Origin of the sequence: Algoriphagus yeomjeoni (assembly GCF_003259505.1) — a bacterium.
Classification (GTDB): Bacteria; Bacteroidota; Bacteroidia; order Cytophagales; family Cyclobacteriaceae; genus Algoriphagus; species Algoriphagus yeomjeoni.
This window is the reverse complement of the sequence record NZ_QLLK01000017.1, coordinates 23,401-38,827: the sequence shown is the minus strand read 5'-3', so window position 1 is coordinate 38,827 and position 15,427 is coordinate 23,401. Positions and strand designations below refer to the sequence as shown.

The window sequence follows — 15,427 nt, the reverse complement described above, 5'->3', positions numbered from 1 at the left end:
GGACAATTTGACTAGTACAATATAATTTTAACCGAAATGCGCGAGGATTACCAGTGGCTTGTGAAAGCAAATTTTTAGATAGTTGAAAATTTATATTCTTGTTGAATTTGGATAATTAGGGTTCATGATTCCGTTGAGATTGATATTTTTGTGTTGAATTGGAATTGAAGGGTTTTTGATAAGCTATTTGTGCTAATATTATTGTTAAAAATGAAATAATAGGTTACTTCTTTTGACTATAGTAGTTTCTAAAATTTTTTTAGAATAGACCTAACAATTAAAATTTTTTTCTAAATTAGATCTGAGGGTATTTGGAAGGAGGGCTTCGGTAAATGGATTTATTTACATTTAAAGAAGGTTTTGTTCAATTAATTTAAAAGATGTTTAAGAAACATATTGAATTAATAATATCCCTTGGATTTTTCTTAATAAGAATGAGCTAAAAGATGAGTCTTAAATTAGATGTCAGATTCATTTTTTATTATATGAATAGCTAAAAGAAGTGTTTTTATAAAAATAGTGTGAGGGGATTGATTTCAATTGAGATTTTTCAAATAATTGAATTTCAAATAATTAACTCCTGCTTGATTTTGTTTTCATTTTTGTGATGGGTGAAAGTGTTCAGGTTTTTCCAGCTTGTTCTGATTAATGTACTAGGTATCAACTAATTTTTACATAATTTTTATTTTAAAAAAAACAGATTGCCAATGAACTGATCAAAGAGACCTTTGGAAGGAGCAGTCGAAATTTAAGAAGATCCCTCGCTGCGCAATATTCGATCCTCTGTGTTATAAATTATAATTACAGAAATATTTTTAGTAACCATTAAAATAAACCTCTTATACTATGAAATCAAAATTACATAGACGGCTTTTATGGGTGTCTAAAAGAATTCTATATGGATTCTTAATCCAACTTATGTTTAGCACTATTATAATGGCAAGTGCAAACGTAGCTCCCCTTATAAAAAATATACTGAAAGATGTAACTGTAACTGGGAAAGTTCTGGATGAAACTGGATTGCCTCTTCCTGGTGCAACGGTGTCTGTAGCAGGTACTACTTCTGGTACTATTACCGACATAGATGGGATGTACACGATTACTGTTTCTGACAATGCTGAGTTAATATTTTCTTATATAGGATATGAGCCACAGCGAGTTACAGTGGGTTCGCAAAGTGTAATTAACATAACACTAAGACCTGATGCCACAGCTCTTGACGAGGTAGTGGTGATTGGTTATGGAACTACCAAAAGAAGTGATTTAACTGGTTCTGTAGGCTCAGTTGGTGCAGAAGCACTGCGAGAGCGTCCGGCAGCATCTTTAAATCAAGCTTTGGCAGGAAGAGTGTCTGGAGTTCAAGTAAATAACAACTCAGGACGTCCAGGAGGAAGAACCACTGTTAGGATCAGAGGATTCAGCTCCATCAACTCATCAAATAATCCACTATATGTTATAGATGGTGTTCAGATGCCAATGGGTACTTTGGATCAACAAAGTAGTGCAATAGATTATATCAACCCGAACGATATTGTATCTGTGGAGGTGTTGAAAGACGCATCATCTACTGCGATTTATGGTTCTAGAGGTGCGAATGGCGTTATTCTAATCACCACCAAAAAAGGTAAATCAGGCGAAGGTAGCGTAACATACAATGTGGATTTAAGTGTTCCTATCATAGGTCCAAATAGACCTGAGGTGTTAAATGCCCAGCAATATTTGGATGTTGAGGATTTAGCTTGGGCTAATATGGCTAAATACGATCCAGAAGGATGGAATGCTGGCAAGTGGGCCTACCTAAACCCAGCCCTTAGAAGAACCGATCCCCGTATTTTTGACAGCCAGGGTAATCCTCTTTATGATACTGATTGGCTACAGGAAACCACTCAAAACAAGCTTTCCCAAAACCATCAGTTAGGCTTTACTGGAGGTAATGAGCGTACTTCTTACTCGCTTTCATTGGGATATAGGGATGATCAAGGACTTGTAAAAACATCCTATTTGAAAAGATATTCTACTCGTTTCACTATAGAAGATAAAGTGAAATCTTGGTTGACAGTAGGTGGTAGCCTTAGCTATAACAATCAGTCAGAAAATCTAGTCGATGTGTCTGATGCTGTTGCCAGACAGATGGTAGAAGATTTCCCATTCCTTCCTGTGAAATATGAGGATGGAACCTTTGCTAATAACAGAGATTATCCTTTTGCGGAAGGTACAATGAGTTCTATGCACAGGTTGTCTGGAAGAAGGTATATCCTTAATACTCAAACTACCTTGGGAAGTGCGTACACTAACATCAAGTTTTCTGATGCACTCCAAATGAGAACCGCATTGGGTGTAAATATCCTGACGCAGGAAAATGACAGGTCTGAGACCAGAACATTAGCTATTGGGCAGAGTGGAACTGCGTCCAAAAGTTTGAACAAAAACACATTTTGGTCTCTGGAGAATTACTTGACTTATAATAAAGTATTTGCTGAAAGACATGCTGTAGAAGGACTACTTGGTATTTCATGGCAGGAAAGTAATTCCTCATCTATGAGTGCAAGTATCCAAAATTTCTCTACGGATTACTTCTTGTACAATAATCTCGGTGCTGGGAGCCAGCTGCCAAGAGTAGGTTCGGGAGCTGACCGTGAAGCATTGAATTCCTACTTTGCCAGAATCAATTATATCCTTGATGATAAGTATTTGTTTACCGCAACAGGTCGTGCCGATGGTTCGTCAAAATTCGGTGATAATAACAAATATGCCTTTTTCCCTTCAGCAGCGCTGGCTTGGAGGGTTTCTGAAGAAGGATTTTTGAAAGGCAATTCAACTATTTCAAACCTAAAGTTGAGAACGAGTTACGGTTTGACAGGTAACTCAGAGATACCTCCTTATTCTTCCCTTTCTCTGTTGAGTTCTAATTATTCTGCGATTTATAACGAAAATCAAGTGGGTGGAACAGGTATCAATAGACTGGCAAACCCAGATTTGAGATGGGAGAAAACAGCTCAGACTGATTTTGGAGTTGAATTGGGATTGTTCAATAATCGCCTGAATTTGGAAGTTGACCTTTATTATAGAAAAACTACAGACATGCTATTGGATTCGCCTGTACCAAGAACAAGTGGATATGCGACCATCCGAAGCAATGTAGGTTCTATGGAAAATAAGGGAGTTGAATTCACGCTTAATTCTGTGAATTTTGATTCGGAGAATTTCAGTTGGAACACCTCTTTTAACCTCTCACTAAACAGAAATAAGGTGTTGTCACTAGCAACTCCGGCCGATATTTTCGGAGTTGGTGGTCCTAATTTCACCAACCAGACCAACATCATCAGAGTTGGTGAACCGGTAGGTTCTTTCTGGGGATTGGTACGATTGGGTACTTGGAGTGAAGCAGAAAGAGCAGAAGCAGCTGAATTTGTGAGTTATAGAAATGGACTTACAATTCTTCCAGGTGATATCAAATACTTGGATGTCAATGGAGATAAAGCAATCAACGATTCGGATAGAATGATCATTGGTAATGGTAGCCCTGATTTCTGGGGAGCAATTTCCAACAGTTTCAGAATGTACAATTTTGATCTAACTGTTGAGCTTCAATATAGTGTAGGAAATGATGTGCTAGACATGACTTTGCACCCAAGTGAAGACCGTCAAGCTTTGGCAAATAGCTATACTTCAGTGCTGAATGCATGGACACCTCAGAACCAAAACACAATGATTGCAGAGATCCGAGATACTCGAGCAGGATATGTGACTAATGTGGATTCTCACTGGGTTAAAGATGGTTCTTTCCTTCGTGGCAGAAACCTATTACTGGGATATAGTTTTCCAACCAATGTAACTAGCGCTATCAAACTAAGCAGATTGAGAGCATATGCCTCAGCTCAGAATTTCTTCCTATTGACAGGAAAAGATATCAATGGTGATCCAGAAACAACACCTATTCGTGGTGGTACCGGAAGTAATGTTTTCTCACAAGGTATGAACTGGCACAGTTATCCGAGACCGACAATTTTCATGTTCGGTCTGCAGGTGACTCTTTAATCCACTTTTTACTTAAAGCGATGTAATGCATGAAATCGAGCAAGACAAAGGCTGGACAAAGAAGTCTGGTTTTATCTCCATGCGAGATTACATGTGACCTTTAAAAAAAATATATTCATATGAAAAATAACATATATAACAAAGCAGGCAGGTTGCTCCTTTTTGGTGCGTTGGTAGCAGGATTTGTAGGTTGTTCAAGTTTCTTGGAAGAAAAAGACCCTTCCAATTTGACACCTGAAAGTTTCTATACTATTCCTGACCATGCCGAAGCAGCACTTGCTTCAGTGTATGCCGATACACGATTTATTGGGGGAGATGGGGGAATCTTTTCTTCAACTTGGCAATTACTAGAAGCTCCAACGGGAACATCTACTACCGAGACAGCCCAGAATTCCGATTTGAATAACCTGTACGGGCTCATTTATGATGGAAGAACTCAGCATGTGATCAATTGGTGGAATGGATTGTATAAAGTAATAGCACAAGCAAATCTAGTACTGGATAAGGTACCAGCTATTACACCAATGGATGCGGCACAAAAGACGAAAATTCTTGGTGAAGCAAGATTCCTAAGAGCTTGGGCATATTTCTATGCTGTGAGGCTATGGGGCGATGTACCATTGATTACCATGCCACAGACGGCTAGTTCTGAAAATTTCAGACCTGCGCCAGCTTCGCAAGACGCAGTTTATGCTTTAATCTTGGAGGATTTGAAAGCAGCTGAAGCAGCAGGATTGCCTTGGATGGACAATAGCGGTAGAGCATCCTTGGCGGCTACCAAATCAATGTTGGCGAAGGTCTATTTGACTATGGCGGGATTTCCTCTGAGCAAGGGAGCGTCTCATTATCAATTGGCTGCTGACAAGTCGAAGGAAGTGATTGACTATGCTACTAGTAATCCGCTTTCAATCAACTTGTTTCCAACCTACAAGGCAATTCATAATGAGAACAATGACAATAGACTAGAGCATATCTTTATGCTACAGTATAATGTGATTGTGGCTGGAAATCCTATGAACAATATGTTTCCGAACTTTAAGCCTGTGACCTTTGCGGGTCCATCAGGAACTGGTAGTACTGTTCCAACGGAAGATTTCTACAATTCCTATGAGCCTGGAGATAAGCGAGCAGTTAATCAGGAAGGATTCTTTTACACTACTTACTACACAAATGGTAGCGGTGAGGAATTTGATCTGGGTGCGCCTTATATTTTCAAACATTTCAATCAGCAAGCACTAGGCACAAAGGACCAGCCAGGCACAAGGGCAAACAACCTGAATGTTCCTTTAATCAGATTTGCAGAGGTATTGCTGATCTATGCAGAGGCTCAAAACGAAGTTGGTGGACCAAATGCTTTAGCTGTTGAGAGTTTGAAAAGAATACGTGACAGAGCTGGGTTAACCACTCCAAGCATGGGCGGATTTACCTCAGATACATTCAGAGATGCAGTTTTGAGAGAGAGATGGCATGAGCTCTGCTATGAGCAGATTACCTGGTTTGATATGCTTCGCTTACGCAAAGTATACAATGAAGCCACGAATGGATTTGATAATTTTGAAGGACATACTAATCCAAGCTCTAATCAGACCTTACAAGCCAAGCATTACTTAATGCCTTACCCGCTTCCAGAAATGCAGAATAATCCGAATCTAATGCCTCAGAATCCAGGATATTAAGTATGTGTTTTAGAATTTGATCAATGAAAAAGGACTCCAATTTTGGAGTCCTTTTTTACTGTTTCTACAAATAAATTCAGTATTAATTACAATTACTGTTTCTCAATTCCCTTAAAATATCGCTTCAACGTATACTCTGGCTGCCAGCGATCTGGTTTTCTAGTAAGAGTTGCAGGATCGTACTCGAGAGGCTTGATTTCTTTGGTCGTAAATGCTGCACTATCATCCGAGATTTTTTGCCAGTCTTTTAGCAAGGTAATCAACTCATCTTTCGTAGCAGTGTAATCCTTGTTTTCCGCTAGATTATTCAGTTCCAAAGGATCATTTTTCAGATTGAACAGCTGAAAATAATCTCGCTCTGGATAGCGGATGAGCTTCCATTCGGGAGTTCTCACGGCTCGCACAGTATGGCGGTAAGCTGTGAATAGACTACTTCTTACTTCTTTTTCTTTTCCTCCCAAAATAGGAACCAAGCTCTTTCCATCTACCTGATTTGGCTTGGGCAAACCAGCCAGTTCTGAGAGTGTAGGGTAAAGGTCATAAAGATAAACCATCGCATCGAAGGTCTCATTCTTGGGAACTCCAGGACCTTTGATAATCATCGGAACATTGGTGCTGTGCTCGTAGAGACTTTGCTTTCCAAGCAAGCCATGACTTCCTGCTGCCAGCCCATTATCTGCTGCATAGACGATTATGGTGTTGTCATATAAGTCATTGTCTTTTAGTGTTTGGATAATTTTGCCAATCTGAGAATCCAAATGCGTCACCAAAGCATAATAGTCAGACAAGATCATCTGAATAACCTCAGGTTGTCTTGGCCAGCCAGTAAGTAGCTCATCTCGAACCATTAAGTTATCAAATTCAAATGGGTGAAAGGGTTTGTAATTTCCAGGCAAAGGCAAAGAACCATCTGGATAATGATTGATGTATGCAGCTTCCGGTGAATAAGGATCGTGCGGCGCCGTAAAAGCTACATAGGCAAAGAAAGGCTTATCAGTTCCTGACTTCACATGAGCATTGATGAAGTCGATTGCGCCTTCGGCAAAAACCTCTGTTGAATAGCTTTTGAAAGTTGGCTCGCCCAGTTTACCATTATCATCATAATCTCGCATAGCGACACTATAGTGATCAGCCATCCCGCCCAAGTAAACATTTTTTGCTTGCTGAAAACTTGCTTCGAATGCTTCTTTTTCATTATGCCATTTGCCGGTGCCAAAAGTTGAATAGCCCGCCTCAGCAAAATCCATTGGCATGGTGCGCTCGTCTTTGAGTTTGTCGTAGACATGAAATAGGCTTTTACCACTTAATAGCATTGCCCGACTGGCGGCACAGACAGCTCCGTGATTTCCACCCATGACGTAAGCATTTGCAAAGCGACTACCTTCTGAGGCCAGCTGGTCCAGGTTAGGTGTTTGAATGTAAGGATTGCCGGAAGCTCCCAGTGCATCGGCTCGCTGATCATCAGCAAAGAGAAAAAGTACGTTAGGTTTGATAGCTTTTTGCTGGGCTGAGGTTAGCTGAACAACAAGTGACAGAAGCAGGGTTATGATTAATCCGATTGTTCTAGGTTTAGAGATCATTAGGTTATTTGGGTATATCCGTATTTGGCAATTGTTTTTTGCTGTTCTTCTTTTCCTTTTTCTGTTAAATAGGGACTTATTATCGCCCATATACTTTTGACCATAGCACCTTTTTCCGCAAATTTTGCTGTGCCTAATACTTCTCGTTGAGAGAGCCAAAAGGTAATGATGATCCGGATGATATGTTGAGTTTGCTCAAAGATCTCAGGCTCAATTTGTATCATGTATTCATTCGACCGAAACTCTTGGAAAAGAGAATCCATCTGTAATTTTCTGTATTCAGAAGTTTGTTGGAATAGCGTGGCGATTTGTGGGTAGGCTCTGCTGATTTCCAAAACATCCAAGTTGATAAATCGATATTTATATTGGAATTCTTCCAAACGTATCAATAGTAAATGAACATGTTCTATTGAAGAGGAATTTTCCTTTCTGGCAACAAAATAGTCCGACATTTCAGCTCTCATTTTATCATAGATTGCCAGTATAATGTCTTCTTTAGTTTTGTAATGATAGTCCAGATTGCCGTGACTTATACCGATTTTACTGGCAATGTGTCTGCTCGTGATACTCTGTACCCCAAATTCATTGTATTGTTCAATGGCATTCAGGAGTATTTTCTCTTTGGTCTTTATTGTTTTTTTCATTGTATAGGTTTCAGAGTTTAAAAAATTGAATCATTAATATAGCCTAAATACTAAAAAGAGGACTAAAACCCCTTTTGTAAAGCCACCAAGCCAATTTATTTTTAAATCATTAGCATTTTTATTCAATCAGAGTCCTTTTGTTATTGGTAAGTTTATCAACGAATAGGAATGCAACTTTGCTTATAGCTGAATGGAAATTGAAATGATCCTATACCTAATAAGCAATTCCCAAATCATTTGTTCTAATTTCTAAGAGCTTTTCACTTAGCTTCTGTTGAAAATCTGTTACAATAGCTTTATATGAAGCGTTCGTTGCCAGATTTGTGAACTGTTCTGGATCTTTTTTCATGTCATAAAGCTCAATTCCTGAACCTGCATCCTCATCGTATTGTATGAACGCAAAATCTTCTGTTCGAATCAGAAATGACTTTCCACCTTGAGATACCGAGAAAGCATAGTCCCGTACTTTCTTGGCAGGATTTTTCAATAGTGGAACTAGACTTTTACCTTGAATCACTTTAGAGTAGTCCAATCCAGCCAATTCTGCAATCGTAGGGTAAAGATCTAATAACTCAACGAATGAGTTGGAAGTTGCAGGCTTTTTCCCAGGAACCTTAATCATCATAGGCACAAGGACTGATTCTTCATGAAGACTTACTTTCATCCAGAATTCATGCTCGTTCAAATGAAAGCCATGATCTGAAGTGAAAATCACAATGGTATTGTCCTCTAATCCTTCTTCTTTCAAGGTGGACAAAACCTTCGCTACCTGAGCATCCATATAAGAAACGGAAGCATAATAGGCAGCAATAGCTTTCTGCTTTTGCACTGAATTCATTTCTGCATTCACACTAGTCACGTAATTGATTCCCCTTTCGGGAATATCATTCCAGTCATTTTCAATTTGCTTAGGAAGCTTGATTCCTTGGTAGGGAAAAGGCTCAAAGTAATTTGCCGGAGCCACAAAAGGCACGTGCGGTCTCACAAACCCAACAGCTAAAAAGAAGGGTTCATCCTTATGAGCACGGATCAATTCGGATGCTTTTTCAGCCGTTTTTCCATCCGAATGAGCTAAATCTCCTCCAGCAGCTTTTACGATTGTCATCACATTTCCACCTTTTCGCTCTATGCTTCCGTCAGGATTATTTTGTACCAATTCTGCCTCTCCTTCTGCCAGCCATTCTGGGCCTTGAGAATTGTATTTCTCAGTCCAAGAGGCTGGATCATCTTGGCCGTCAGCGCCATTCTCAATATCTATAGGGACGCCCATATGATAGATTTTGCTCACCCGGGCGGAGAAATAGCCGTTTTGCTTAAAAAGCTCGGCTATCGAAGGTCTGTTTTCTCCTACATTTTCCCGTCCACTCACATAGCCATAAGTCTGTGTTGCATTTGGATAATACCCAAACATGAAAGATGCCCTCGAAGGTCCGCAAACAGGATATTGCGTGTAAGCACGCGTGAAAACAGTACTCTCTTTTGCCAGTTGATCAATAGCTGGCGTATGAGCATTTTCATTACCATATGCTCCTAGTGCCGTAGTAGTCAAATCATCTGAAATAATGAAGAGAATGTTCGGCTTCTTTTTTTGCTGCGCAAATGAGGTCGTGGCAATAAGAGCTAGAGCGAGTAGTAATGACTTTTTCATTTTTTATTATCTAAAATCAACCGCAAAATGGGAATTGCAACAATTGTAGGTCGATTGGCCTAAGATAAGCTATGATTCTTAAATTTGATGAATGATCGGCGCCATAATTCAGATATAGTTATACTATAAACCTGCTGGTTTTGATCAAATTGCTTTAATTTCAAAATTCAATAAACCACCAAACTATGACTTGGAAATCGGTCAATATCCTATTCCTCTTTGCTGCTATAGCTTTGAGCTGTAGCCCAAAAGAAGAACAAAAGCCAGCCGAGCGGCCCAATATCATTTTTATCATGGCCGATGATCATGCCTATCAGGCAATCAGTGCCTATGGAAGTGGGCTCAACGAGACGCCAAATATTGACCGAATAGCAAAAGAAGGGGCGATTTTCACCAGAGCTACGGTAACCAATTCAATTTGCGCACCAAGTCGTGCTGTGTTGCTAACAGGCAAACATAGCTTTATGAATGGGAAAGTTGATAACATCCAGCCATTCAATTGGGATCAGGATAATTTCCCTAAACTCATGCAAGCCAATGGGTATACCACAGCATTGATCGGTAAGATTCACTTAGATGGACAGCCTCAGGGTTTTGATTATTCCATGGTACTTCCTGGACAAGGAAATTACTATAACCCAGATTTTTTGATCAATGGTGAGACCAAAAGAATAGAAGGCTACGTCACCGATATTACTACCGATTTGGCTCTGGACTGGTTGGAAAATGGAAGAGATAAGGAAAAGCCTTTTGTGTTGCTTTATCACCAAAAGGCTCCTCATAGAAATTGGAAACCGGCACCGGAATATCTGACCTTATATGATGACATGGAGTTCACACCGCCGGCTAACTTCTTTGACGAGGAGACAAACTATCAGGGGAGAGGAACTGCTGCCAAAGAGCAGGAAATGGAAATAGACGAAATCATGCGCTGGGGACGTGACTTGATGTTGGAAGTAAATCCCTATGGAGATAGCACTGGCTTGGCTGGAGATTTAAAGAGATTCAATCCTGAGCAGTTGAAAGCTTGGAGAGAGGCTTTTGACCCAAAGAATGCCGCTTTTCTGAAGGCTTATGGGCAATTGGATGAGAAGGCGCTAAGCGTAGAGAAGAAGAGGGAGATTGCACTTTGGAAGTATAATCGTTACATCAAAAATTACTTACGCACGATCAAGTCTGTTGATGATGGAGTAGGCGAGGTGCTGGATTACTTAGAGGCAAATGGTTTGGCGGAAAACACCATCGTGGTTTACACTTCGGACCAAGGGTTTTACTTGGGTGAGCATGGCTGGTTTGACAAGCGCTTTATGTACGAGGAATCTTTCCGTACGCCTCTTTTGGTGAAATATCCTAAGGAAATCAAGCCAGGAACCAGCATCAAAAGGTTGGTTCAGAATCTTGATTTTGCGCCAACTTTCCTAGACTATGCTGGAATCAAAGCTCCGGCTGAAATGCAGGGAGAATCTTTCCGCAAGTTGGTAAGTGGAGAAAGCGAGGAATGGCGTGATGCAGTTTACTATACCTATTACGAATACCCAGCTGAACACAGTGTGAAACGTCACAACGGAGTGGCCACAGATCGCTACAAATTGATTCACTTCTATTACGACATCGATGAGTGGGAATTGTATGATTTGGAAAAAGATCCAAGCGAAATGAATAATGTGTACGATGATCCAACATATGCGGAAGTGCGGGAAATGATGCACAAGAAATTTGTGGAGGTTCGTGAAAAGTACGGTGACTCTGATGCTAATGATAAGCGATTCCTGGATGAGTACATGGAGGTGTATAATAAGAGGAATGGGGGGTAAGCTGGAAGACGGGAGACAGGAGACGTCCTGATAGCTATCGGGAGACCTAAGTAGCCTTGAACTTAGCATCTGCCAAATCCTATGATGCTTTTATCAAATAGTACAGAAGGTCAAAATAAGTATTGCAGGAAAGGGAATAAAACAGGTCAACTGTGCAATTATTTAGTTTGAAAATGAAATCTGACAATCGAGAATGTTAATTTTCAGAATTGATAATCCAACACAATTTGAATTTATCTAAGGCTTGAAAGATGAACATACTATTCGTTTGCAGTAGAAATATTTGGAGAAGTCCGACTGCAGAAGCAATTTATAAAAACAGGAAAGATCTCAATGTCAGATCAGCTGGTACAGAGCCCTCTGCAAGGATTAAAGTTTCTGCAAAGAATATTTCGTGGGCGGACATAATTTTTGTGATGGAGAAAAAGCATAAACAAAGATTGTTGCAAAAATTTAGACATGAGATTGAAGATAAGACTTTAGTGATTCTGGATATTGAAGATGATTATCAGTATATGGATAATGAACTAATTGATATGATTAGAGTTTCTGTTGATCAGTATTTGTAAACCAAAATGCATTAACGCTAAACCAAAACACAATGAGTAATTATAAAAAAGCATACATCGCTGGAGGCTGCTTTTGGGGAATGGAAGATCTCTTCAGAACACGCCCAGGAATCGTTGATACAGAAGTGGGTTACCAAGGCGGAGAAAATGAAAACCCGACATACAGAAATCATCCCGGTCATGCGGAAGGAATTGAATTGACCTACGATCCTAAGGTCACTTCCTTCAAGGAGATCTTAGATTACTTCTTCAGAATGCATAATCCAACTACGGTAGACCAGCAGGGCAATGATAGGGGTTCGAGCTATCGATCTGCTATTTTCTACCAAAATGAGAAGGAAAAAGCCGAGGCTGAAGAAATGATTGCTTTGGTCAACGAATCTGGAAAATGGCCGGATAAGGTGGTGACTACTTTAGAGCCTTTTGCTCCTTTTTGGGTGGCTGAGGATTACCATCAGGATTATTTGGTGAAAAACCCGAATGGGTATACTTGCCACTTTCTGAGGTTTGAGGATAGTTTTATCAAAGAATGAGGAGGATTGATGTCCGATGTCCGATGTTAGTTGACCGAAGACCGAAGACGGGAGACGGAAGACGGAAGTAGGCTGAAGTCTAGAGTTAAGTATTTCTTACGATGTTTTTGTCTCTTTGCTTTGCTGCTAGCATGAAAATTCAAGCAATAAGAGAAGAAAAGAAGAGGTAAAAGCTATAACTGATGCTACTTCGGGCATCGGACATCCGACATCCAGCAAACCAAAGAAAATTCTACGACTGACATCTTTAAAGACAAACATTTATACCCAAAAAACCACCCCAAAAATGAAGCATATTTTAAAATCCATTTTATTAGGCTCCTTGGCTGTTCTTGCTTTTTCCTGCAAGACTGAAGAAGCGGCAAAGACAGCCGAGCGGCCAAATATCGTGTTTATCATGTCAGATGATCATGCGTATCAAGCGATTTCCGCTTATGACAATACCCTGATCGAAACTCCGAATATTGATCGAATTGCGAAAATGGGGATGCTTTTCACCAATGCCTCAGTCACCAATTCAATCTGTGCGCCTTCGAGAGCGACTATTTTGACAGGCAAGCACTCACATATCAACGGCAAGGTGGACAATCACTTTCCTTTTGATACCACGAATGTGACTTTCCCTCAGATTCTTCATGACGCAGGATATCAGACCGCCATGTTCGGTAAGCTTCACTTTGGTAACAATCCAAAAGGCTTTGATCAATTTAAGATTTTACCAGGCCAGGGAGCGTATTACAATCCTGATTTTATCACCAAAAATGAAGGAAATATCAAGGTGGAAGGTTATGTGACGGATATCATCACTGACATGACCTTGGATTGGTTGCAAAATGAGCGCAAGGCAGATCAGCCGTTTATGTTGATGTATTTGCATAAAGCTCCTCACCGAGAGTGGCTTCCTGCAGAGCGACATGTGGATGAGTTTACTCAACGAACATTCAAAGAACCTGCGACGCTTTTCGATGATTACTCGGGAAGAGGTAGAGCTGCAAAAGAAGCAGAAATGAATTTGCTCACTGATATGCATTGGGCTGGAGATTCCAAAGTTTATCCTGAGGTGATGGATGAACTGGGGATAGAAGAGAACTCAGGCTGGGACAAAGGAGCCTTTGATAGGGAGGTTGGCCGAATGAATGAAGCTCAGCGCGCGAATTGGGATAAAGCCTACATGAAAGTGAATGAGGACTTCAAAAAAGCTTACCCAACCATGACGGAGGAAGACAAAATGAAGTGGCGGTATCAGCGCTATATGCAGGATTACTTGGGGACGATCAAGGCAGTAGATGAGAACGTGGGCAGAGTTTTGGATTACTTGGAAGCAAATAACCTGATGGAAAACACCATCATCGTTTATACTTCCGATCAAGGGTTTTACCTAGGTGAGCATGGCTGGTTTGACAAGCGATTCGTGTACAATGAGTCATTTAAAACTCCTTTATTAATGGCTTGGCCTGGTAAAGTGCAGGGGGGAACGAAGTCAGATGAGATGGTTCAGAATCTTGATTTTGCGCAGACTTTCCTAGCTGCTGCCGGGATAGAAGCCCCTTCAGATATGCAAGGTGAAAGCTTATTGCCTTTGCTCACTGGCGACACGGATAAATGGACTCGGGATGCGGTTTACTATCACTATTACGAATACCCTTCGGTTCACATGGTGAAGAGGCATTATGCGATCATCACCAAGGAATATAAGTTGGTGCATTACTATTTCGATAATGACGAGTGGGAATTGATAGATCGCAAGAAGGATCCAATGGAATTGACCAATGTCTATGATGATCCTGCCTATGCAGAGATCAGAGCGGATTTACATAAGCAGCTGGATGGCTTGCGTGAGAAATATGGGGACAGTTCAGAGCTCAGTCAGGAATACATTGAAAAATACCTAGACTACATTCAGGAGAATAACTCATATAACGGTGGGAAAAACACCGAGTTGATCGATAGGATTTTCGAGGATAGAAAGAAGAAGTAAACCTGAATATGGTTTTAGATAAAGCCTCAGTAGATTGATATACTGAGGCTTTTTTGTTTTTAACCGCAGAGTACACAAAGTTTTCGCAAAGGGCACCATTGTCAGGCTGAGCTAGGTCGCTTTCAGGCTGAGCGAAGTCGTTGTCAGGCTGAGCGAAGTTGTTGTCAGGCTGAGCGAAGTCGAAGCCCCACCTTCAACCTAGGAGGATTTTTCATCAGTTTTAGAGGTCAATAATTTCTCATTGAAATTTTTATGAGAAGTCTCATTCTTACATTCAGCTAAATCTTTCAATTTATCCCACTCGTCATTGATCATTGCGAGTTTTTTCTTCTTACTCCATCCTTTGATTTGTTTTTCAAAGGCAATAGCCTCTTTGATTTCTTGAAACTCCTGAACAAACACTATCTGCAAAGGCCTTCTTTTTGCAGTATAGCAAAAAGGATCTAGGCCTTCAGAATGTTCAGCTAATCTCCTTTCCACATTATTTGTAACTCCTGTAGAGAAAGTGTTATCGGAACATTTCAGAATGTAAACGAAGTATATTTTCATACAATTTTAATTTTAAAAAAAGGAGTCTTACGATTATAAGGTGTTAATTAGTAGGATATAATGTAGATATCAAAGTTGAATTAAACTACAATTAATCTGTCCGTAGTTGTCAGGCTGAGCGAAGTCGAAGCCTCTTTTAAATTTTGATAAAAAAATGTCCTCGACTTCGCTCGGACTGACACACTCTCCGTTTTCAAAAATCAATCTATATTGGTAACTAATTTGTTATCAGGTTGAATGAAGTTGGTGGTAGTATGAGCGAAGTAGTTGTCAGACTGAGCGAAGTCGTTGTCAGGCTGAGCGAAGTCGAAGCCCCCTCTTTTAATGTGAGTAAAGTAATTGTCCTCATGCCTTCAGACTTCCGTCTTCCGAGTACTCGGACTGACAGAGTATGAGGT

10 protein-coding genes are annotated in these 15,427 nt (G+C 40.3%); 6 read left to right on the top strand and 4 right to left on the bottom strand.

The window, feature by feature from the left end; translation table 11 throughout:
• The first annotated feature begins 936 nt into the window (after positions 1-936).
• A complete protein-coding gene (locus LV83_RS19895) occupies positions 937-4,038 on the top strand; it encodes a SusC/RagA family TonB-linked outer membrane protein (protein ID WP_245947113.1) in 3,102 nt (1,033 codons plus the stop codon).
• 119 nt (positions 4,039-4,157) lie between these two features.
• Positions 4,158-5,714, top strand: a complete 1,557-nt coding sequence (locus LV83_RS19890) for a RagB/SusD family nutrient uptake outer membrane protein (RefSeq protein WP_111613320.1) — start codon at positions 4,158-4,160, stop codon at positions 5,712-5,714.
• Positions 5,715-5,806: 92 nt separating this feature from the next.
• Here the strand turns inward: LV83_RS19890 and LV83_RS19885 are convergent, their stop codons facing one another.
• The 3 genes from LV83_RS19885 to LV83_RS19875 all read right to left on the bottom strand — a co-directional run bounded on the left by LV83_RS19885 (position 5,807) and on the right by LV83_RS19875 (position 9,586).
• On the bottom strand, positions 5,807-7,294 hold the full coding sequence (locus tag LV83_RS19885) for a sulfatase-like hydrolase/transferase (protein WP_111613319.1): 1,488 nt from the start codon (positions 7,292-7,294) through the stop codon (positions 5,807-5,809).
• Complete coding sequence (locus LV83_RS19880) at positions 7,294-7,938, bottom strand: TetR/AcrR family transcriptional regulator (protein WP_111613318.1); 645 nt, start codon at positions 7,936-7,938, stop codon at positions 7,294-7,296. The genes LV83_RS19885 and LV83_RS19880 overlap by 1 nt, the downstream gene beginning before the upstream one ends.
• A 214-nt stretch (positions 7,939-8,152) precedes the next feature.
• Positions 8,153-9,586, bottom strand: coding sequence for a sulfatase (locus tag LV83_RS19875; protein ID WP_111613317.1), 1,434 nt, complete (start codon positions 9,584-9,586; stop codon positions 8,153-8,155).
• A 185-nt stretch (positions 9,587-9,771) separates the two neighbouring features.
• Between LV83_RS19875 and LV83_RS19870 the strand changes: the two genes are divergently transcribed.
• The 4 genes from LV83_RS19870 (at position 9,772) to LV83_RS19855 (ending at position 14,480) form a co-directional block, all read left to right on the top strand.
• Positions 9,772-11,400, top strand: coding sequence for a sulfatase family protein (locus LV83_RS19870; protein WP_111613316.1), 1,629 nt, complete (start codon positions 9,772-9,774; stop codon positions 11,398-11,400).
• A gap of 251 nt (positions 11,401-11,651) precedes the next feature.
• Positions 11,652-11,969, top strand: a complete 318-nt coding sequence (locus LV83_RS19865; RefSeq protein ID WP_111613315.1) for a low molecular weight protein tyrosine phosphatase family protein — start codon at positions 11,652-11,654, stop codon at positions 11,967-11,969.
• A gap of 32 nt (positions 11,970-12,001) precedes the next feature.
• Positions 12,002-12,502: a peptide-methionine (S)-S-oxide reductase MsrA gene (gene msrA, locus LV83_RS19860; protein WP_111613314.1), complete on the top strand. Its 501-nt coding sequence runs from the start codon at positions 12,002-12,004 to the stop codon at positions 12,500-12,502.
• A gap of 286 nt (positions 12,503-12,788) precedes the next feature.
• Positions 12,789-14,480 (top strand): sulfatase family protein, encoded by a 1,692-nt coding sequence (locus LV83_RS19855; protein WP_111613313.1) that lies wholly within the window; start codon positions 12,789-12,791, stop codon positions 14,478-14,480.
• 198 nt (positions 14,481-14,678) lie between these two features.
• On the opposite strand, the gene LV83_RS19850 is transcribed toward LV83_RS19855, so the two are convergent.
• Positions 14,679-15,029, bottom strand: a complete 351-nt coding sequence (locus LV83_RS19850; RefSeq protein ID WP_111613312.1) for a GIY-YIG nuclease family protein — start codon at positions 15,027-15,029, stop codon at positions 14,679-14,681.
• Positions 15,030-15,427 lie beyond the last annotated feature (398 nt).